At 71.3% G+C, this 19,776-nt stretch carries 23 protein-coding genes; 14 read left to right on the top strand and 9 right to left on the bottom strand.

The window, feature by feature from the left end:
• The first annotated feature begins 244 nt into the window (after nucleotides 1-244).
• The 4 genes from ACFZAX_RS21675 (at nucleotide 245) to ACFZAX_RS21660 (ending at nucleotide 3,757) form a co-directional block, all read left to right on the top strand.
• Nucleotides 245-679, top strand: a complete 435-nt coding sequence (locus ACFZAX_RS21675) for an Hsp20 family protein (protein ID WP_390963487.1) — start codon at nucleotides 245-247, stop codon at nucleotides 677-679.
• A gap of 286 nt (nucleotides 680-965) precedes the next feature.
• A complete protein-coding gene (locus tag ACFZAX_RS21670) occupies nucleotides 966-1,409 on the top strand; it encodes a DUF2267 domain-containing protein (RefSeq protein WP_390963486.1) in 444 nt (147 codons plus the stop codon).
• 168 nt (nucleotides 1,410-1,577) lie between these two features.
• On the top strand, nucleotides 1,578-2,195 hold the full coding sequence (locus ACFZAX_RS21665) for a response regulator (protein ID WP_390963485.1): 618 nt from the start codon (nucleotides 1,578-1,580) through the stop codon (nucleotides 2,193-2,195).
• Between the two features lie 398 nt (nucleotides 2,196-2,593).
• Nucleotides 2,594-3,757 (top strand): MarR family transcriptional regulator, encoded by a 1,164-nt coding sequence (locus ACFZAX_RS21660; RefSeq protein ID WP_390963484.1) that lies wholly within the window; start codon nucleotides 2,594-2,596, stop codon nucleotides 3,755-3,757.
• A 116-nt stretch (nucleotides 3,758-3,873) separates the two neighbouring features.
• Here ACFZAX_RS21660 and ACFZAX_RS21655 read toward each other — a convergent pair whose 3' ends face one another.
• The 3 genes from ACFZAX_RS21655 to ACFZAX_RS21645 all read right to left on the bottom strand — a co-directional run bounded on the left by ACFZAX_RS21655 (nucleotide 3,874) and on the right by ACFZAX_RS21645 (nucleotide 5,946).
• A complete protein-coding gene (locus ACFZAX_RS21655) occupies nucleotides 3,874-4,236 on the bottom strand; it encodes a hypothetical protein (RefSeq protein WP_390963483.1) in 363 nt (120 codons plus the stop codon).
• 65 nt (nucleotides 4,237-4,301) lie between these two features.
• Nucleotides 4,302-5,447 carry a methyltransferase type 11 gene (locus tag ACFZAX_RS21650; protein ID WP_390963482.1) on the bottom strand — a complete coding sequence of 382 codons (1,146 nt, stop codon included), beginning with the start codon at nucleotides 5,445-5,447 and terminating at the stop codon, nucleotides 4,302-4,304.
• 271 nt (nucleotides 5,448-5,718) lie between these two features.
• Complete coding sequence (locus ACFZAX_RS21645) at nucleotides 5,719-5,946, bottom strand: hypothetical protein (RefSeq protein ID WP_390963632.1); 228 nt, start codon at nucleotides 5,944-5,946, stop codon at nucleotides 5,719-5,721.
• Nucleotides 5,947-6,081: 135 nt separating this feature from the next.
• On the opposite strand from ACFZAX_RS21645, the gene ACFZAX_RS21640 reads away from it, so the two are divergent.
• The 4 genes from ACFZAX_RS21640 (at nucleotide 6,082) to ACFZAX_RS21625 (ending at nucleotide 7,775) form a co-directional block, all read left to right on the top strand.
• Entirely contained in the window at nucleotides 6,082-6,921 is an 840-nt protein-coding gene (locus tag ACFZAX_RS21640) for a Scr1 family TA system antitoxin-like transcriptional regulator (RefSeq protein WP_390963481.1), read from the top strand.
• A complete protein-coding gene (locus ACFZAX_RS21635; RefSeq protein WP_390963479.1) occupies nucleotides 6,918-7,127 on the top strand; it encodes a DUF397 domain-containing protein in 210 nt (69 codons plus the stop codon). The genes ACFZAX_RS21640 and ACFZAX_RS21635 overlap by 4 nt, the downstream gene beginning before the upstream one ends.
• Before the next feature lie 203 nt (nucleotides 7,128-7,330).
• The gene (locus tag ACFZAX_RS21630) at nucleotides 7,331-7,540 is read left to right on the top strand and encodes a DUF397 domain-containing protein (RefSeq protein WP_390963478.1); all 210 of its coding nucleotides are present in this window, start codon (nucleotides 7,331-7,333) and stop codon (nucleotides 7,538-7,540) included.
• 25 nt (nucleotides 7,541-7,565) lie between these two features.
• Entirely contained in the window at nucleotides 7,566-7,775 is a 210-nt protein-coding gene (locus tag ACFZAX_RS21625) for a DUF397 domain-containing protein (RefSeq protein ID WP_390963476.1), read from the top strand.
• A 236-nt stretch (nucleotides 7,776-8,011) separates the two neighbouring features.
• On the opposite strand, the gene ACFZAX_RS21620 is transcribed toward ACFZAX_RS21625, so the two are convergent.
• Entirely contained in the window at nucleotides 8,012-8,188 is a 177-nt protein-coding gene (locus ACFZAX_RS21620; protein WP_390963475.1) for a hypothetical protein, read from the bottom strand.
• Between the two features lie 318 nt (nucleotides 8,189-8,506).
• Between ACFZAX_RS21620 and ACFZAX_RS21615 the strand changes: the two genes are divergently transcribed.
• The 4 genes from ACFZAX_RS21615 to ACFZAX_RS21600 all read left to right on the top strand — a co-directional run bounded on the left by ACFZAX_RS21615 (nucleotide 8,507) and on the right by ACFZAX_RS21600 (nucleotide 12,713).
• Nucleotides 8,507-9,076 (top strand): SMI1/KNR4 family protein, encoded by a 570-nt coding sequence (locus ACFZAX_RS21615; protein ID WP_390963474.1) that lies wholly within the window; start codon nucleotides 8,507-8,509, stop codon nucleotides 9,074-9,076.
• Between the two features lie 686 nt (nucleotides 9,077-9,762).
• Entirely contained in the window at nucleotides 9,763-11,061 is a 1,299-nt protein-coding gene (locus ACFZAX_RS21610; RefSeq protein ID WP_390963473.1) for a DUF4157 domain-containing protein, read from the top strand.
• Between the two features lie 716 nt (nucleotides 11,062-11,777).
• Nucleotides 11,778-12,074, top strand: a complete 297-nt coding sequence (locus ACFZAX_RS21605; protein ID WP_390963471.1) for a hypothetical protein — start codon at nucleotides 11,778-11,780, stop codon at nucleotides 12,072-12,074.
• A gap of 3 nt (nucleotides 12,075-12,077) precedes the next feature.
• On the top strand, nucleotides 12,078-12,713 hold the full coding sequence (locus ACFZAX_RS21600) for a helix-turn-helix domain-containing protein (RefSeq protein ID WP_390963470.1): 636 nt from the start codon (nucleotides 12,078-12,080) through the stop codon (nucleotides 12,711-12,713).
• Between the two features lie 1,343 nt (nucleotides 12,714-14,056).
• Here the strand turns inward: ACFZAX_RS21600 and ACFZAX_RS21595 are convergent.
• The 3 genes from ACFZAX_RS21595 to ACFZAX_RS21585 form a co-directional block, all read right to left on the bottom strand.
• A complete protein-coding gene (locus tag ACFZAX_RS21595) occupies nucleotides 14,057-14,326 on the bottom strand; it encodes a hypothetical protein (RefSeq protein WP_390963469.1) in 270 nt (89 codons plus the stop codon).
• A gap of 122 nt (nucleotides 14,327-14,448) precedes the next feature.
• A complete protein-coding gene (locus ACFZAX_RS21590; protein ID WP_390963468.1) occupies nucleotides 14,449-14,928 on the bottom strand; it encodes a TrmO family methyltransferase in 480 nt (159 codons plus the stop codon).
• 41 nt (nucleotides 14,929-14,969) lie between these two features.
• The gene (locus ACFZAX_RS21585) at nucleotides 14,970-16,364 is read right to left on the bottom strand and encodes a Tat pathway signal protein (RefSeq protein ID WP_390963466.1); all 1,395 of its coding nucleotides are present in this window, start codon (nucleotides 16,362-16,364) and stop codon (nucleotides 14,970-14,972) included.
• A gap of 385 nt (nucleotides 16,365-16,749) precedes the next feature.
• Here ACFZAX_RS21585 and ACFZAX_RS21580 point away from each other — a divergent pair, with 385 nt between their 5' ends.
• A complete protein-coding gene (locus tag ACFZAX_RS21580; RefSeq protein WP_390963464.1) occupies nucleotides 16,750-17,121 on the top strand; it encodes a hypothetical protein in 372 nt (123 codons plus the stop codon).
• 299 nt (nucleotides 17,122-17,420) lie between these two features.
• Here the strand turns inward: ACFZAX_RS21580 and ACFZAX_RS21575 are convergent, their stop codons facing one another.
• Nucleotides 17,421-18,287, bottom strand: coding sequence for a tetratricopeptide repeat protein (locus ACFZAX_RS21575; protein WP_390963631.1), 867 nt, complete (start codon nucleotides 18,285-18,287; stop codon nucleotides 17,421-17,423).
• Between the two features lie 46 nt (nucleotides 18,288-18,333).
• Complete coding sequence (locus ACFZAX_RS21570; RefSeq protein ID WP_390963462.1) at nucleotides 18,334-19,335, bottom strand: GNAT family N-acetyltransferase; 1,002 nt, start codon at nucleotides 19,333-19,335, stop codon at nucleotides 18,334-18,336.
• Between the two features lie 117 nt (nucleotides 19,336-19,452).
• Here ACFZAX_RS21570 and fdxA point away from each other — a divergent pair, with 117 nt between their 5' ends.
• Nucleotides 19,453-19,773, top strand: a complete 321-nt coding sequence (fdxA, locus tag ACFZAX_RS21565) for a ferredoxin (protein WP_065490770.1) — start codon at nucleotides 19,453-19,455, stop codon at nucleotides 19,771-19,773.
• The last annotated feature ends 3 nt before the right edge of the window (nucleotides 19,774-19,776 follow it).

Raw genomic sequence — 19,776 nt, 5'->3', positions numbered from 1 at the left:
CCCTGGCGGTGTTCGGGGCGGGGCGGGCGGTGGTGGTGGTGCACCCGGCTCCGCGCCGGGGCGGGACGGCAGTGCGGCCCGGGCGGCACAGAGGTCGGGTGCCGGGTGCCGGGGTCACCCGTCCGCTCGGAGTGTCGTCCTATGGATGACATCGTGCTTGTCATCGTTTTGATGACATGCTACAACGGATGCACGAGGAAGCGCATGGGCATTCCCTGCCTGAGCCAACTGGAGGTGTTTCGCAATGTTGATGCGCACTGACCCCTTCCGCGAGATGGACCGCATCGTCCAGCAGCTGTCCGGCGCCTCGGGCACCTGGTCGAAGCCGTCCGTGATGCCGATGGACGCCTACCGGCAGGGTGACGAGTACGTGATCGCCCTGGACCTCCCCGGCGTGAGCCCCGAGGCGATCGACGTCGACGTCGAGCGGAACATGCTGACGGTGAAGGCCGAGCGTCGGCCCACCGAGCACTCCGACGGCGTGCAGATGGAACTCTCCGAGCGGCCCCTCGGCGTGTTCTCGCGGCAGATCATGCTGGCCGACACCCTCGACACGGAGCACATCGAGGCGGACTATGACGCGGGTGTCCTGACCCTGCGCATCCCGATCGCCGAACGCGCCAAGCCGCGGAAGATCGCCGTCGGCGACCGGCCCGGACGCCGGCAGATCTCCGGCTGACCGTCCTCCCGGCGCGGAGCCCGGTTCGGAAGTCCCCGTGTCCGGCGGGGTCCGGCGGGGTTCGGCGGTATCCGGCACGCACGCTCGCCGCGTTGCCGTGATCGCACGCACCGGACGCCGCCGGACCCGCTCTCCGGGCGGACGACGCCACCTCCGGAACTCGCTCCAGCAGCAAAGGACGGGCGCCGGCCACCTCCGGCATCCCGTCCTCCGCGTCCCGCCGCATGCCGGGTCCCCGTCCTGCGCCCGGCTGCTCACCCTCGAAGAGAAAGGCAACCGAACTCCCATGCACGACCAGCTTCGCGCGAACACGTCCCTCGCGGCCATGACGTACGAGCAGATGCTGGAGCGGGTGCGCTACGAAGGCGCCTACCCCACGCGCGCCCGCGCCGAGGAATCCGTCCACGCCGTCCTCGCCGCCCTCGGGCGCCGGCTCACCGGAGACGAACGCGTCGACCTCGCACAGTCACTTCCCGTCGAGGCGGCCCTTCCGCTGACCGCCCAGGTCCCCAGCGCGGAACAGCTCTCCGGCTGGGGCTTCGTGAAGGACCTGGCCTCCCGTACGGGGGGCGCCGCGGCCACCGCGCGCTGGGACGCCGGTGCCGTGCTCAAGATCGTCGCCGAACTCGCCGGCCCCGATCTTCTCGCCCGCGTCCTGCGCCAACTCCCGGACGGCTACGCCCTCCTCTTCGGTCAGGTCGAACTGCGCAGGCCGCAGCCGGTCGCGTGATCCGGCTCCCGGCTCCGGCGATCCGGAGCCGGAACGCGCCCGGAGCGCGTACGACCACCCCGCCCAGCACGGCATGGCACGGCACCACCCGGGTGCCGTGCCATGCCGTGCTGGGCTTCCCCCGCCCGCCGGGAGTCGTCACGGCGGACACGGTCTAGGATCGCCGGAATGAGCGAGAGCGTGATCAGACTCCTCCTCGCCGAGGACCAGTCCATGGTGCGCGAGGCCCTCGCCGCGCTGCTCGGCCTGGAACCCGACATCGAGGTGGTGGCCCAGGTGGCGCGCGGCGACGAGGTCCTCGACGCCGCCCGTACCCACGCGGTCGACGTGGCCCTCCTGGACATCGAGATGCCGGGCATGACCGGCATCGAGGCCGCCGGAGCGCTGCGCCGCGCACTCCCGGCCGTGAAGATCGTCGTCGTCACCACCTTCGGCCGCCCCGGCTATCTGCGCCGAGCGATGGAGGCGGGCGCCGACGCCTTCCTGGTGAAGGACGCGCCCGCCGCCCAACTCGCCGAGGCGGTGCGGAAGGTGATCGCCGGAGAGCGTGTCATCGACCCCGCGCTCGCCGCCGCCGCGCTCGCCGAGGGCGCCAACCCGCTGACCGAACGCGAACGGGACGTGCTGAGCGCCGCGGCGGACGGCTCCACCAACGCCGAGATCGCCGCGGTCCTCCACCTCTCGCACGGCACGGTCCGCAACTACCTCTCGACGGCCATCCAGAAGACGGCCGCCCGCAACCGGGCCGACGCGGTACGGATCGCGGCGGACAAGGGCTGGCTGTAGGCCGCCCCGGTTCCCGGCGCTCGGATCTCGGGCCTCGGGCCTTGAGACGGGGGGTTCGGGACTCGGGACTCGGGATTCGAGCTTCGCTGTCGGGCCATCACTCGTTCGAGGGAAATGAAGAGGTGCGCGGGCCGACGCTTGAGCTTCGGGAATCGGGTGTCGGGATGCGAGGTCCGGGCTTCGAGCGGTGTTGTTCATCCGGGAGGTAGGTAGGGGGGTTTGAGGAAACCTCCCCCACCTGCCACCCCGTCACGGCCAGCAAGTATGACTAATGGTGAGCAAGTTGCGGCAGAGAGTCACGCGCGCTTACGGTGCCCTCAATGAATCGACCCCGACGCGGTGTCTCAAGCACCAGGCCGGGGTCTCACCAAAGATCGCACCCAAAGAAAGACGATCTCGTGGCTACCCAGCACTTTAGCTCCGCCCTGCCCGCGCCCGCAGTCTCGCGCCCGTACCGCAGGGCCAACACCGGCTACGGCAAGCAGTCCATGTCCGGCCAAGTCGCTGTCGGACCGCGTGACTTCGCGTTCCTGCCGGAGCGTGAGCGGTATGTCGCCGCCTATGTCGACCACCTGCCCGACGGCGCTGCGATGGACATCAAGTCGCTGGCCAAGGACCTGCCCCTGTACGGGCAGATGGCCATCGGTACCGCTCTGCGCGCTCTCGGCGTGGCCGGGCACCTGCGTCGCGTACGCAGGCGGATGGAGGGGGACGGCGCGTGCCGGTGGGTGACGCTCACCTTCTGGTCGCGCACCGCCCACGACAACGAGTGGTGGACCGCCAGGCTCGACGCGGACAACGCCGCGACGGAGCAGCCTCCCGCGCGCCGTGACGAGCCGCGCCCCGAGCCGTGTACTGAGCCGCGCCCCGAGCCAGTGGTTCCCCGGCAGCGCAGTGGGGAGGCGCTCCCGGACCGGGTTCAGGTCCCGGCCCGGACATCGGAGGCGGTCACCCCGGCCGACCCCGGCCCGGACCTGCCGGTGTCCTCGGCGTCGCTGTCCTCTGCGCCGGTGTCCTCTGCGCCGCAGGGTGTGCCGGTTGCCGCCCCACCTGCCGCTGGTGTTCCTCCGGTTGCCGCGGGGCCCTCGCCCGCCTATGTCGCCCTGGCCGAACTCGGGCGCCGCGAGCCTCGCCTGGCGCTCTCCGCAGCGGACTGCGCGGCCCTGGAGCCGCTCGCCGCCGCCTGGTTCACGCGGGGTGTCAGTGCCGGGTACCTGACGTCGGCGATCATCGCCGGACTTCCCGAGCAGGTCGGATCACCCGTCGGGCTGGTGCGCCGCCGCCTCACCGACAAGATGCCGCCCCACCTGCCCGCGACCCCCACCCCGCCGCCGGTCCCGGCACCGGGCACCCCCGACGCCCCCGCACGCCGCCTCCTGGTGGAGTGCACCGACTGCGGACGCCCCGCCCGCGCCGAAGCACTCCCGGACGGCCTCTGCGCCCCCTGCCGCAAAGCCCACCAAGCCCCGCAGCCCGCCGAACCGGCTGCGGTCCCGGCACAGGTCGAACGCGATGTCCCGGCCCTCGTCGCCGGTCTCCGCAACCTGATGCGGACCCCCTGAACCCCGCAGACTCGGCGCAGCGCGCGGACTTCCCGGCCGCGCGCCGGGCGGCCGTCGTGGCGGCCGTGCAACGCCTCTTCCCGGCCGCTACAGCGTGACCGGTCGCGCCACCCGGACTACCCCGCGGGGGTCGGGGGAGAGCCACCGTCGTCCGGCTCCCCGCGCTGGAGCGGCAGTTCGGGAGGACCGTCCTCGCCGGACTCGACGATCCGCCACGAGTGGGCCGCCGGGTGGTCGTCGAAGAGCCCGCAGGCGTCGCCGAGTTCGTCCGTCGCGGTGCACCAGAACAGCACCACCCGGTACATCCTGGTGTCGGTCCACCGCACCCAGAGCGCTCCGCCGAGCCGATCGTCCTCCCACAGCAACTCGGCGTGCTCGGCGCGGTGGTGCTCCGCCAGCTCGCAGCGCAGCCGCCGGGATGGCCCTCCGGTTCCTCCCGGGGTGGTGGCCGTCCCCACGACCTGCGCCGGAGGCGGCATCAGGGCGGTGGAGGGGCAGCGGCTCAGGGGGAGGGCGGACTTCTCGGGCCCTTGCCGTCCCGCACTCACCGGTCGCCGACCGAGGTGTGCCACTCGCCCCGGGACAGGTGGACGACCCCGTCCGGGGTGATGCGGACCCGCGCCCCGAGCAAGGGGAGGGAGCCATCCGTGTTGAGCCGGTTCCGGAGGCGTTCCAGTACGTCCCAGAGGCGACGCGGGCCGCTCTGGTGCACGGCGGGAGGGTCGGTCCAGTCGGCGGACGCGCGGGCCCACGAGCCGTCCGGATGCACCAGGTAGGCGGTACGCGTCTTCCCTCGGATGCCGAAACCGAGCTCCACCCCGGGCGCGGTGACCTCCAGCATGGACCGCAGCTCCCACGCGTTCTCCAGGTCCACCACCGGGTAGCGGCCCGTGCCGATGTCGTCGCCCTCCGCCTCGTGCGCGTAGGCGAACAGCTCGGTGCAGGAGTCCGGGTAGTCGTCGCCTGACCGGGCCGGCATGAACCCGGCCATGTCCCGCTCGACCTGCCCCACCACGTCCCCGTTGGCGCGCTTCCAGCCGGTGACGATCAGGGTCGTACGCGCCAGCGTCATGGCGAGCCGCCCGCCGGGCACGAGCGAGGCGAGCACCGCGCGGAGGCCGGGCCCCGGCGGCAGTCCGACCGTGGACACGATGCGCTCGTACGTCCCCGGCACGTGCTCGGTCGCGTCGGCCGTGAGCATCGTCGGGTGATACCCGAGCTCCGCGAGCCGTTCGCCCGCTGCGGAGGAGAGGTACGGGTCCACGTCCAGGCTCGTCACGTGTTTGTCCCCGATACGGAAGGACGCGTACGCGGTGAGCCCGCCCGCCCCCGTACCCAGGTCCAGCAGCGGAAGCCCGTCCCCGAGCCGCGCGTGCCGGAGCATCCGGACCGTGAGGCTCGGCAGCGTCGCCGACGACGTGGGCAGACCTTCGGGCCGGTCCTCGGGTGTGGCGTGGTCCGCGTGTAAGCCGCCCACCCTGGTCACCAACGACCGGTCACCGTACGCCGCTTCGGCCCAGGCGGACGGGTCGCCCGCCCCGTCGCGCAGGGCCCACGCCCCCGTCCCGTCGGGCTCCCACCAGCGGGGCACCAGCTGATGGCGCGGTACGCGCGCCACCGGCGGGAGCCAGCGGGACACCGGGTCCACGATGTCGGAGGCGAGTCGCTCCGCTTTGGTCTGCCAGTCCATGGGGCGGCCTTTCAGAGAGGGGTGATGGGTCGGGTGGGTCTGATGGGTCGGGTGGGTCTGATGGGTCTGGTGCATCCGTGATGGACGTCGAGAGTGTGGGTGCCGGCGGGGCGCGTACGCCTCCGAGTCGCGCCACGCGCCCCGCCTTCGGGTGGATTTCGTCCGGTACTCCGGCGTCCGCGCCACGTGCCGTGCGTCGCGGACGCCGGGAGCCGTGGTCCGGGCCACGTGTTCCGGGAGCCGCGTTCCGGGCTACGTGTTCCGGGCCACGTCAGAGCGATGCGCCCCGACTCCGCGCGTTGCACCGGGCGTTCTCGGCCCGCAGCCGCTCCATGGGAGTCGCCGGACGTACGTGCTCGGGCGCGGCCTCCCATTCGAGCCCGCCGGCGAGAGGGCGTATGGCCCAGTAGGGGCCTGAGCGTCCTCGGAACTCCCCGACACGGTCCTGACGGCTCGTGTCGACCATGAGTGCGCCGAGGGTCGGAGGCGGGGGACCCATGGCATTCGGACGCGCGTTCTCACCGGACACCTTTCGCTCCTCTCTGTAGCGAATTCACTACGGGGGGTCCTCAGGGTGTCCTAGAGTCAACTTCCCTTCAACTAGCGAAAATGGAAGGAAGAGGAGGCCCACGGCATGGTCAACCGCCTGGAGTTGAACCCGGAAGCCAGCCCGCGCGCGGCATACGGTGCGCGCATCAGACGAATGCGGGAGAGGCGCGGGTGGAGTCAGGAGGAACTGGCGTCCCATCTGACATATTCCAGCCAGCATATTTCAGCGGTTGAAACTGCTCGGAAACCGCCAACTCTCCGCTTTTCACGGGAGCTCGACGCTGTATTCGGCATCACAGGCTCGGCCGAATCGTTCGAGAGCGAGTGGCGCGAGATCCGGCACGGCGTGCTGCTGGAGGGGTTCCCCGAGTACGTCGCGTACGAGGGGCGGGCGGTGGAGATCCGGCTCTTCGAGGTGGGGATCATCCCTGGCCTGTTGCAGACGCCGGAGTACGCACAGGTGCTGGCGTACAGCGCGGTGCGCAGGGGCGTCATCACCCCCGAGCAGGCGGACGAACGGGTGGCCTTCTTGGCGGAGAGGCAAGCGGTGCTGGCGCGGCCCCGCCCGCCCATGACCATGGTGGTGATGGACGAGAGCTGCATCCGCAGGCAGGTCGGAGGGGCCAAGGTGATGGACGTGCAGCTGGCGCGCCTCGTCGAGTTCGCCGAGCTGCCGAACACCGTGCTCCACATCGCCCCCTACGACATGGGCGAGCGCCGTCCGTTCAACCTCCCGATGAACCTGCTCACGCTGGCGGACCTGTCCGTGATGGCCTACGCGGAGTCCCAGATGCGTGGTCACCTGGAGCGCGAAACGACTTCCGTGCTCCCTCAGTTGGTGGCCTACCATCAGCTACAGGCCGAAGCGCTGTCTCAGGCGGCCTCGGTGGCCATGATTGAAAAGGCACGAAAGGGCACCCCATGACGTCCGAGTCCCCCCGTTGGTTCAAGTCGTCGTACAGCGACAACGGTGGCAACTGTGTCGAGGTCGCTGCCAACCTGGCCGTGGCGCACAACGTCGTACCTGTCCGTGACTCCAAGATCCCTGGTGGCCCGGTCCTGGGCTTCACCACCGACTCCTTCACTTCGTTCGTGACGGGCGTGAAGGCCGGAGAGTTCGGCGCCGTCTGACCCTCGGTGCCGGGCCAACCTCACCAGGCAGAAGGAAGTCCCCCCGTGCGCCGCACGGTGGGACTTCCTCGTGTCCGGAGATCAGGTAGGCGTGTTTTCGCCTCGGTAGCGCCGGTGTCGTCGGCCTACGATCACCACGCGAGGCGAGCTTCGCCCCGCGTGGCACGCGTGATCGTGATCGAGCGCCGGCGAAAGGGCACCCCGTGGCAACCGAGTCCCCCCGTTGGTTCAAGTCCTCCTACAGCGACAACGGCGGCCAGTGTGTCGAGGTCGCAGCCAACCTCGCCGTGGCCCACGACCTCATACCCGTCCGTGATTCCAAGGACGTGCGTGGCCCGGTCCTGGGCTTCACCGCCGGCTCCTTCACGTCGTTCGTCGCGGGCGTCAAGGCCGGCGAGTTCGACGCGGTCTGATCAAGCACTGGAGAGAGGGCACCCCGTGGCAACCGAGTCCCCCCGTTGGTTCAAGTCCTCCTACAGCGAGAACGGTGGCCAGTGTGTCGAGGTCGCCGTCAACCTCGCTACGGCGCGCAACCTCGTACCCGTCCGTGACTCCAAGATCCCCGGTGGCCCGGTCCTGGGCTTCACCGCCGACTCGTTCACCTCGTTCGTGGCGGGTGTGAAGGCCGGCGGGTTCGGCGTCGCCTGATTGAGCAGCTGCGGCGGGGCATCCCGTGGCGACTGAGTTCCCGTAGCGCATATCAACCCTGCACCCGCAGGGCCAGACCTGCGAGAAGAGCCCAGCAGATGTCGGCAAGTGCGAGCCCGGGCAGGTGACTTGTCCCTCCGACAGTAGTCGGGCACCTGCCCCATGTGTGACAGCCGTTGGCAGTCGGGCGCCACGAGCGCGCTTGATTGCCAACGGCTTCGTTCGCCCTGGAATCCTCAGATCTTGTTCTTGCGTCGCGCTACAGGAATCATGATGGCCCACAAGAGGAGAAGTAGCCCACCGAGACCCGCCACGACGGTTCCTCCCTTACCTGAGGCAGACAGGAGGTAGATGCCGTAGGCAAGGAGGAGGAGGAGGCCCAAGAGGGGACCGGCAACTGCCATGACGGTCATGCTCTTACGGGATCCCATGGAGCCCAGCCACGGCGGCCACCAGCCGGATCATTGCTCATCTTCTTCTCCTCCACCTTCTCGCGGCCGATGCGCGGCTTCGTGACTTGTTGTGGCCCAGCGATGCTCACTCGAGAGCGTCGGATGTCATCTCCCCAGCCTCGTGACGGAGGAGTACGTCGGCGAGCCCCAGGACGAAGCCGGGAGGGGTGGGAAGCACTGCTCGACGTACCATCCCTGCAAGGTTCTCCGGCCGGCATCCCGTAGCCTCCGCCGTGGCGCGGTCGGACGGAGACATGTGTGCTGGGAGGGCGGAAAACGATGAGTGTGGCTGAGAGTTGGTCCCGGGTGATGACTCTTCTTCGACAGCACGCCCCGGTCGATCACGCGGATCTGCCAGGACCCGCTACGGAGCAGATGCTCGTGGCCGCCGAGGAACGGATGGGGATCTCCCTCCACGGGGATCTACGGACCTGGCTGTTGCAGAACAATCTGGATCTGCCTGAGGAAGACGTCGACGACGAAGTGGCATGTTGCGGCTTCGACGGGTTCCCGGACGAGGGGAGTTTCTATCTGGGCATCCGGGCGATGGAGAGGCTCTACGCCAACCGCTCCAGGCCTGGTGGATTCGACCCTCCGGACCAGCCGGACAATCCGTTCTGGCGTAACGAGTGGATCCCGTTCCTGTCGGACCAGGACGGCTGGATGGGAAAGTTCATCGATGTGAGGGACGGGCGTGTCGGCCGGTGGTTCGTGGGTGACATCACGGTCACGGGCGAATACGAGTCGCTGGCACAGTATTTCGACTCCGTGGCGGAGAAGCTGACGAGCATCGCCGATGGAAGCTATCCGGTCTGTCGGGTCGCCGGAGGCCGACTCGTCTGGTCGTGAGACGGTTGCCCACCGCATGACGAGGTTCGCCGGTCCATGACCGTCCGGATCGTGGGAAGGTCCAGCGCCCGTTCGCGCGGCGTTCGCACGAGGTCCAGGCGTGCAGCGGCATCCATGGTGCAGAGGCGGTAGCCGGCCGGGCTACGCCGACAGCCAACCCACTCCTTCCACAGACTTTGACCTGCTCCCCGCGTTCTCCTCGCACAGCGAGAACGGCGGGCCAGTGCGTCGAGGTCGCAGCCGACCTCGTGGCCGCGCACGACATCGCACCCGTTCCGTGACTCCGGGGTTGCGACTGGCCCGGTCTCAGGCCTCCCTCACACGTGCCGCAGGGCTCTGCCGCACCCGTGGCGGGTGGCCCGTGCCGACTCCACGTAGGTGAACGTCACGCGCACGTACCGGGGTTCGCCGCCCGCCCGAGCGCGACCCGGCCAGGATGAGAGGTGCGATCCTCCGCCTCGTACCCTGGTGATCACAACCTTGATCTGCCCCTGCCGGGTTTTCTGCCGTAGCCGCAACCAGGCTGCGAAGTGCGGTAGTTGAACCGGCTCTCGAAAGGTGAGCGTGTGACTTCCAGGCAATCCCACGAAGACCCGGCACAGAAGACCGACCAGCGGTCGCGCCCGTCGTCCCGCCGGACCGCCGCTCCGGGGAAGGCATCTGGGCCTGCCACGGGCTTTGCGGCATTGCAGGCCAGCGCGGGCAACGCGGCGGTGGTGCAGATGCTCCGTGAGGCCGGCCACTCCTGGGCCCAGGAGCAGCACCAGCACTCGGCCGACTGCGGGCACCGGCAGACCGAGCGGCCCTCGGTGCAGCGGTCCGCGACCGATACCACCGTGGCGCGGGCCGAGGACGAGCACGCGCACGACACCGGGCCGGAGGGGCAGAGCGCGCTGTTGGCCGCCGCCATGAGGTCGCCGAGCGAGGCGCTGTCCTCGTCGATCGTGGCGAAGGCCGGGGCGTTCTACCAGAACGACGCCCTCGCCTCCACCCGCGTCCACCACGGCATGGTGGCCCAGCGTGCCACGGAGGCCATGGGGGCCGCGGCCATGACCGTCGGCAACCACATCTTTCTCTCCGCCGGGGCCGCCGCCAGCGAGGAGCTGATCGGCCACGAACTCAGCCACGTCGACAAGAACCTCAAGGGCGTGACCGAGACGGGCCACACCAACGGTGCCGGGGTCACCGTGACCAGCCCGCGCCAGGACTCCGAACGGGCCGCCGAACGGGACGGCAGCGCCTACGCCGCCGGACAGCGGACCGCCCCGTCCCTCGTCGCGTCGCAGACGGGGGCGCACGCCGCCGCCGGTCCCGTGCAGCGGATGCCCGAGGAGGAGGGGCGTCGGATCGCCCTCCAGGACGGTCCGCAGGAACTCAGCGTCGAGGACCACATCGCGTCGTTGCCCGAGGACAGCGAACAGGAAGTGATTCTCCAGCGCGGCATCACGCCGACGCAGCGGAAGGCCATGGTGAAGGAGGTCATCCGCGGCTCCTTCATCAGCCTCTCGAAGATGACGGCGAAACCGGACGAAGATGCCACGAAGCCCGATCCCGAGCATGTCCAGGGATACGTGAACCAGGCGCGCAACGACGACGTCGCCAAGCTCATCGAGTTCTCGACGAAGTCCAGTATCGCCACCGGGTTCGCCGCGGAAGCCTCCTTCGGCATCGTGCTCACCATCAAGATCAAGAGGAAGTACCTGGCGAAGGGCGCGACCGGTAGCGAGAGCGGCTGGATCGCGCGACAGGGAGCGCCCTACGACATCGTCGGGATCGAGCGGAAGGACCAGGGGGTGGAGGAGCTGGCTCCACTGACCGAGGGGGAGTTCCGCGAAGTGGTCAAGAAGGAGGAGATGGCCGAGCTTCTTCTCAAGGTGCAGGACACGGAGGGCAAGGTGGCGCACATGAGCTCGATCGACCCTACGAAGAGGGTGGCAGAGGCGCTCAAGATCCGCGACTATCAAAAGGCGGTGTACGGGTCCTGAGGGTCGTCCCGCCAGGAGTTGCCGGACAACCCTCAGCCGTTCCGGCCCGCAACGTCACTCACGTGGCTGCGCCCCTGTGCAACAGCTCCTTCAGGCCTTCCCACGATCGATTCGTCAGCACTGGCTGAACCGATCTGTCACGGAGCGGCAGGACAATCGGCGGGCGTCCCGTGCGGCGGCGGCCACCGCCAGTCAGCGCAGTCGGCAGCACCAGGTGAACCGCGTCCGGCCTCCTGGCGATACGTCGAACGGGCCGGGCCCGTCGGGCCGGGGGCGCCTACGCACGTCGGGCCCGTACCGAAGCACGGGCCCGACAGGTCGCGTGACGAGCGTCACGCGTGACCGGGTTCGCGGCCCGATCGAGTCCTCCAACCACAGAGCAACTCATGGCCAGAAGAATTGCGCAGGTTTGCCGTAGGTCCAAATTTCCGGACGGTCCCGGACGATTTCCGGAAAGGAGTGCGGGTCGGCGTGCCCCCTTGGTCAGCATCCCCGGACAGTCCCGGACGGTGTCGGCAGAGGCTTCGAAGGTCTGCCGCCAGTGAGCGGCTGAAAATGCTCTGGTTGGCCAATTCCAGCCCCCACAGGAGGATTTGCTCTGCCGTTGGAGTACGTGCATGCTCGCTTTGCGCGCAAGCGCCGGAGGGGGTCGCGCCTCTCCGTAGCACCACGCCTCCAACCACAGACCGACAACTGAAACTCTGGTGAGCGCGCTCATGAAAACGCTGCACATCTCCATCACTCTGGGCTCCGGGCCCGCATTCGCCGGCCCCGGCTGCGTCCTGTGCCCCTCCCCCCGCTCCGGCTTCGGCTTCTCCGGCCGCGCTGACACGGCGCAGCCCGCCACCCATCGCGGCTTCCGCCTCGTTCGGGTGCTGCTGGCGCTGGTCTCGGTCCTGGTCCTGGCGTGGGGGGTCGTCTACGGCCACGCCGTCGAGTGCGTCGCCGCCGTGATCGCGGCCATTCTCGTCGACGCGACCGCCGCGCTGCTGCGCGCCGGCAAGAAGCGCTGAGCCATGGCCGTCACTCTCGCTCCGGAGATCAGGTACCGCAGCACCGTCGCGAGGTACCTCCGCGAGAACGGGGGCACAGAGGACATGCTGGCCGAGCGCCTGGGCGTCTCGCCCGGCATGGTGACCAGCTATCTCACCGCGGAGATCGTGCCCGACCCGCAGACCTTCCTCCGCCTGCGCAGCCTGCTCGGCGTGCCGGGGCGCGACCCCCGCGGGCTCGACTCTTTCTACGTTCAGCTTCTGGCACGCGCGCAGAAGAAGGCGCGCCGGCGTACGAGCAGCATCCAGAGCCGGCACGTCCCCCTCACCGGGGTCCCCGACCCGCTGGTGGCCGAGTCGGCCGAAGAGGTCATGGCGAAGTTGCGCGACGTCTACGAGTGGGCCTTGCGCCCCTCGTACCGCGAGCTCCAGGAGCGGTCAGGAGATCTCCTGAAGCGCTCCACGATCGGGGACTTGCTGCGTGCCGACCGCAAGGTGCTGCCGCGCTTCGACCGGTACGCCCGTTTCCTCGAAGTGTGTGGAGTGAGGGACCTGACGTACTGGGTCGCGGCCTGGCGCAAGTTCGCACCACCCAGCGACGTGCGGGGCCACTGGATGGCGCAGGCCGCGGAGGAGCAGCTCCGGGCCGAGATCCGCTAGAAGGCCGTCGAGGACGCGGGCCACGGGCATGGTGCCCGTGCCGCCCGTCCCCCGTGGCGGGGGAGGTCCGGACCCGGCGGCGATGGTTCGGCGCGGCGCCAGGTGAGACCCGTCCGGGGCCCTGACCTGGCCGGAGCCCTGACCTGGCGTTACGAGAGCTTCGTCGATGGTTGTCCGTGCCGCCGCCCCGACCGTCGTGCCCGCCCGCACCGGGCACCGGGACCGCCGGGGCGTCGACGCTTCCCCCGCAGGGCATGCCGAGGCGGGCCTCTGGCCCTCGGTTCCCCGGCGCTCGTCCCGCCCGCCTCACCGTCCTACGGCTCCACGACCGTCGTGTCAGGGTCCAAGGGTTGTCCCGCACGTCCTGGCGGGTGCGCGACGACGGCTACGGCACCTCGCCGCGTTGTCGGAACGTCCGCATACATCCAGGAGGCGGACGCCCCTCCGCCGTGCGATGCACCGCATCCGACGCCGCACACTGATCCACCACGCATTGCCGGACTACCCTTGGAGTTGCTTCCCGGCCGACGGCTCCTCAGGTTCCGACGGCCCCGGTTCACCGTTGATCCCGTTTCCCCCAACACTTCTGCCGGCGCTGGAGCCGACGCCGGAGCGGACCCGAACTCCGCTTCCCCGGCGTCACCTCGGACGACTCCTGGCGGCGGGGGAGGGCGCCCGCGCATGCGGCGCCCCCCTCCGAGCCGTCCCACCGTGCAGCGGAAGGTTCACCGTGACCTCGCGTCACTGGTTCCGTCGTCCCGCACCCACTTCTCCCACGCGCGCGGGGCGACCCGCCCCCGCCCCCACCGCGCCACCCCCGGCGGCACCGTCCGCCTCCTACCGTTCCGTTCTGCGCACCCCCGGTGCGGCGGCTTTCTTCCTCGCCGCCGCGCCCGCCCGCGTCGGGGTGGCCATGACGGGTCTCGGCCTGGTCCGGCTGGTCCATACGGAGACCGGGTCCTTCGGGGCGGCCGGTCTGGTCACCGGTGCGTTCGCCGTGGCGGAGGCGCTGGTGGGCCCGCAGGCGGGCTGGCCCTCGCGGCGCAGCGGCGTACGGCCCCGAAGCCCAACGGGCTCGCCCCGGCCCCGAAGCCCAACGCGAGGCCCGCCCCGAAGACCACCTCCGGGCCCGCTCCGGACCGTACGGCCGTACCCCGCTCCGGAACCCGGGCCCTGCTCTCCCGGAGTTTCGCCACCCTGCTGGTCGCCAACCTGGCCCTCGGGGTGTTCTTCGGCTCGACGCAGGTCTCCGTGAGCGCCTTCGCCGGAGACCACCGTGCCGCCCCGGCGGCCGGGCTGCTGTACGGGGTGACGGGCGTGGCCGGCCTGTTGGCGGGGCTGGCCTACGGGAGGTACGGGCCGGCCTGCGGGAGGTACGGGCGGGACGTCCCGCCCGCGTCCCAACTCCCGTACATCCTGGCCTTTCTGGCCTGCGCGTCACTGCTGCCCCTGCTCGCCCGTACTCCCTGGCAGCTCGGCCTGGCCCTGCTGCTCCCCGGTGCGGGGGTCGCGCCGTGCGTCATCGTCTCGTCGTCGCTCGTCGAGTCGGTCGTGTCCCGGGCCGCCCTGACGCAGGCCTTCACCTGGGCCAACTCCGCGAGCGCTGCGGGCATCGCGCTCTCCGCGGCGGCGGTCGGCCGGCTCGTCGACGGTCCGGGCGGGGCGGGAGCCGGCTTCGCCGTGCCTTTCGTCGCCCTGACCGTCGCGGCGGTGCTCGCCCGGTCCGACACGACGCTCAGGCCCCGTCCCCGGCCCAGTACTCCGCGAGCATCTCGCCCGGCCAGGCCGGTTCGCGGACCGGGCCCCGGGGACCCATCGCGGTGAACCAGGGGGCGAGGTCGTAGACCGGCGTCCCGTCCACCGCGTCGAGATCGGCCACCCGCAGATCGAGACCGTCCACCCCGAGCAACCGGGGGAAGCTGGTGGCGAGTTGGTTGGGGCGGCGGTGGTTGCGGTGGGCGAAGGTGCCGGTGGGTGGCCAGGCCGGGTTGTTCCGGGGGCTCCTCGCGTGCAGGGCCACGTCGCCCGGGTCGGCCCGGTCGAAGTGCCAGACGACCACGAGGTGCGAGAACTCCTCCAGCCCGCGCACGACCTCCGGCGGGAAGTCCGGCCGCAGCCGGATCACCGCCTCGACGCCGCCCCAGTGGTCGTCGGCCACCTCGCGGCGCCCCCCGACCACGGTCCCGATCGGCTCGATGCCCAGTGCGTCCGCCATGCCCGTCCCCCCAGCCCGATCCCGACGAAGGACCCCAGCCGTCAATGTAGCTTCGACAGATGCTTGTTGGCGCGTTCGGCCACCGCGGTCACCGACGGGATGCCGCGGTGGCGCAGCGGCGACAGGAGGCGCCGGACCTGGACGACCGCCGCTTCCGCCCGGCCCGACTGGATGCCCTCCTCCATCGAGTCCAGCAGCCCGCCCCACGTGACGCAGGACTCCTCGACCCGCCCGTCCGCCATCTGGGCCGCCCCCAGGTGCCCCAGGGTCACCGCGTGGGTGCGGCGGAAGGCCGCGCCCCGGGTGCGTACCGAACGGCCGAACTCGCGGATCGCGCCCTTGCGGTCGCCGAGCACCTCCAGCGTGCGGGCGGTCTCGTGGGCGAGCGACGCCTCGCCGAAGAAGAAGGTCCGGTGCGGCTCGGGCACCCCCGCGTCGGCATCGGCCAGATCGTTCTCCGCGCGCAGCAGCGCCTTCACGGCGCTGCGGGTGCGGCCCGCCGCCGCGAGCGCCCGGGCGTGCACCACGCCGAGCAGCGCGCGTTCGCGCGGGGTCGCTCCGGTGTAACGGCGGTCCTGCACGGACGCCTCGGCGAGGGTGAGCGCGTTGGCGAAGTGGCCCAGGTCCAGGGCCTGGTGGGCCATCGCGCGCAGGATGTGGCCGCCCAGCGGATGGTCCTGGGCCTGTCCGGCGAGTTGGAGTGCGAGGACGAAGTAGCGCTGGGCGAGCGGGTTCTCACCGCTGTCGAAGGCCATCCACCCTGAGAGGTAAGCGAGTTCGGCCGCCGCCGACTCCATCTCCCGGCGTACCCGCTCGTGCGCGTACCGGCCGTGCAGCAGATCGCGGACGTCGGTGTGCAGGTACTGCACCAGAGCGGTGCGGCCGTGCCCGCCGCCACGCCGCTGGTCCACCGCCGAGAAGGCGAGGGTCAGTTCGCGGACGGTCGCCACGTCGCCCTGGGCCACGCGCAGGTGGTTGGAGACCCGCTCGGCCGGTTGCGGCGCGGGTCCGGCGGACGACGGCTGGCGGTCGCCGGAAGGGGCCGCGAGGACCGCCGTGGAGTACACGATCCCGGCCAGCAGGTTCCGGCGGTCCGGGTGGAGGTCGGCCCGGCCGAGGTCCGCCAGTACGGTCAGGGCGTCGGCGGGCGGGCCGAGCGGCGCCGGGCCCGGGGCGCCGAACCCCAGCTCGGCGACGGTGACCACGCGTTTCAGCCGCCGGGACAGGGCGAGCGCCAGGACGGCGGGGGCCGAACCGGACGGCCGGGTGCCGCCGACCCACATGGACACGTGCGAACGCCCGATCAGCGGACTGCCCGGATCGTCCGGGCTCCGGCCCTCCGCCGCCGCCCGGTTGAAGGCGCTCGCCGACTGGGCGCGCGACCAGCCGGCCTCGCCCAGGAGAGACGCCAGTTGCTCGTTCCGTGTCCGTGTCATCCCGCGACCCCCGATGCCCGTGCCCGACCCCACCGCACCCCGCGTGTGCCCGGAGACGGAGAGCTCTCCCCGGCCGCACGCCGACGGGGCTCAAGGAACCACGGTGGCCGGGAGCCCGTGCGGCGAATACCCGCACGTCACCCGGGCCGGTGTACACGGAGTCGATCCGCGTCCGGTCCGGTACCGGTCCGCGTCCGGGTGCGGCCGTCCCTGTCGATCTTTGACCACTTTGATCAGCCGGGCGGGGTGTCGGCCGCCCGCGCGGGCCCGGGATGCGGTTCGCTTCTCGTACCGCAGCTCACCCCCGGAGCGGGTCCCCGCTCGCCCCGGCCCATCGGCGGCGGACGCGTACCGGGCCATCCCGCGCGGGCCGCCAGGAGGACCGATGAACACCAGCACCGCACAGGACGTACGGCCATGGGATCCGGGCATCGACGTGGACGCGATCACCGACGCCATCGAGCACGCGAGGGCGGACCGGGCGGGCGTGCCGCCGCGGTCCGTCGTCAACGCCGGCACCGACGAACTCGTCGCCCACTTGCGGAAGCTGATGAGCGCGGACGAGTACGGACACGACGAGCCGGACCGGGGCGCCGTCCGGCTGCTGTTCCGTGCCGCCTACCGCCATCTCTCCCTCGCGGTGCGGCCCGACCCGAGCACCCCGGACCTCGCCGCGTACGCGTACTGGCGTACGGTCGCCTCCCTCACCGCCGCCTTCCGCGACCTCTACTGCGAACAGGGGCGGGACGGCGCGTGAGCCGTCCCGCCCCTGTTCGCGTGCGGGGAAGCGGTGGTCGGCGCACCGTGCGTACCGGCAGGAGCGCCGGCGCGCCGCAGGGGCGGACCGCCGAGGCGTTGAACATCCCGTGGGCCGGCGTCAGCAGGAAGCGCGACAGCCAGGCCCGGGCGGCGTCCAGGACCGGGGCGAGGCGCCGGCGCGCAGAGGGCGGCCGGGCGGATCGGTTCAGCCGGTTCAGCCGGGCAGCGACACGCGGCGGGCCGCGTCGGGCGGACCGGTTCGGACGGCCGCCGACGTGTGGCGGGCCGCCGGGCGGATCAGTTCAGCCGGGCCCTGGCCGCGCGGGCCGCACGCCGTATCGACTCCGCCGCCGTCGGCTCGATGCCGCCGATGACGTCCGCGTACTCCTCCATCTCCGATGCCCCGTGCAGGAAGTCCCCGCGCTGGACCAGGAGTTGCGCGCGTTCGTACCGCAGGCGCGCCGGATGGGAGGGCAGCAGGAGCGAGAGCTCGACCGCCCACAGTGCCACGTCGCTGCGCTCGGGGCGGGCCGAGGCCCAGGCGCGGATGTTGTTGAGGATGCGCAGCACGATCGCCTGCGGCCGGGCGGGCGTCGGCAGCGACTCGCGCAGCGGCACCCCGGTCGAGCCCGCCACCATCAACTCGGCGTCCTCGCCGGTCAGTACGACGCCCCCGGCGAACGGATCGGCCAGCACGTGCTCGGCCGGATCGCCGAAGCCGACCACGAAGTGGCCCGGCAGCGCGACCCCGTGGACCGGGGCTCCCGCCCGCCGCGCCACCTCCATCCACACCACGGAGAGCAGGATCGGCAGCCCCCGGCGGCGGCGCAGCACCCGCTGGAGGAAGGACGACTCCAGCCGCTGGTAGTCGGGGGAGGCGCCGCAGAAGCCGTAGTGGCCGCCGAGCAGTTCGCCCAGCGCCGTCGCCCAGTCCAGCGGGGTGGCCAGGCCGTGCGGGAGGAGACCGGCCAGCCGGTCCAGCTCGATCTGCGCCGCGTCGATGCCGTACGGATCGGGGTCGCCGGGCGGCGGCTCGGGCATCGCCTCCGCGCCCACCAGCAGGCAGAGCAGCGCGAGATCGGGCCGCTGCGAGCGGGCCTCCTCGGCGAACCGCGCCCGCCGCCCGGCCCTGGAGAAGTCCTCGGAAGCCGATCCGTCGTCCACGGGGTCCACGTCTGACACTGTTCCGCCGCTCCGAACGCCCGTGCCGTTACGCGGAACGGAAGTGGTGGTACCGGTGGTGGGTCACGAAGCCCGTCCGGTCGTACATGGCGATCGCCCCGGCGTTGTCCTCCTCCACCTGGAGCCAGGCCGCCGAGGCGCCCTCCGCCAGCGCGGTACGGGCCAGCGCGGTCATCACCGTGGTGGCGAGACCCCGGCGCCGGTAGTCCGGGTTCACTTCCATCGCCCCGAAACCGGCCCACCGGCCGTCCACCACGCACCGGCCGATCGCGGCGGGCGCCCCCGACGGATCGTCGCCCGGCACGGTCGCGAACCAGACCGACGGACCCTGGGCCAGCACCCGGAGCATCGGGGCCGAGTCCGCTCCGGCGCGGTGGTAGCGCTCCAGCCACCGGGCGTCGGCCGTCCGGTCGAGCAGCACCCGGGAGATGTCCGAGTCCTGGTCGCCGACCGGCGCCAGCGCGGCGATCCGCACCTCGGCGGAGACCTCGCGCCGCCAGCCGCGGTCCTCCAGCTCGGCGCAGAGCGCCTCCTGGGAGTCGGCGGCCCCGGTTCCGGCCTGGACGTACGCGGGCAGGCCGCGCTCCGCGTACCAGCGCGTCGCGTGTGCCAGCGCGTCGGCGACCGGCATCCCCGGATCGCCCAGCGGCAGGACCGAGTTGGCGCGGCGGGTGAAACCGCTCGCGGCGCGCAACCGCCACTCGCCCAGCGCCTCGCTCTCCACCGGCTGCCAGGCGCGGGCCGTCACCCGGGTGAGTTCCGCGAACGTGGCCGCGGGGCCGGGACGGCGTGCCGGGGCGGGGGGAACGACCTTGCCGGCGACGAGCGTGGATTCCGCGATGTGGACGCCCTGTCCGCTCCTGGGTGTGATCCGTAGCACGCCCGCGTCCCAGGATGTGAGAACGCCGACGGTGTCCGTGAACCCGGCGCCCTCGGCACCACCCTCGCAACGGCGGCGGACGGACACGCGTTTTCCCACATCAGCTTGGGTAATACGGACCTCAAGGCGTCCGCCGACGGTGAATTCCACGGCTCCTACCGCCCCTCCTGTTCGGATCGTGCTGAACTACGGAGATACTAGGTGAGGGCATTATCGACGCCGCGCTCCCGCGCGAGAGCCAACGCCCTACCGAGGAGGAACGACAGCGTGACCTACGTCATCGCGCAGCCTTGTGTCGACGTAAAGGACAAGGCCTGCATCGAAGAGTGCCCCGTCGACTGCATCTACGAGGGTCAGCGGTCCTTGTACATCCACCCGGACGAGTGTGTCGACTGCGGCGCCTGTGAGCCGGTCTGTCCGGTCGAGGCCATCTTCTACGAGGACGACACCCCCGAGGAGTGGAAGGACTACTACAAGGCGAACGTCGAGTTCTTCGACGACCTCGGCTCGCCCGGTGGCGCTTCCAAGCTGGGGCTCATCGAGCGCGACCACGCCTTCGTGGCCGCGCTGCCGCCCCAGAACCAGTAACAA

Origin of the sequence: Streptomyces sp. NPDC008125 (assembly GCF_042957125.1) — a bacterium.
Classification (GTDB): Bacteria; Actinomycetota; Actinomycetes; order Streptomycetales; family Streptomycetaceae; genus Streptomyces.
The sequence above is the reverse complement of the archived record's forward strand: the minus strand, read 5'-3'. Positions and strand labels throughout refer to the sequence as shown.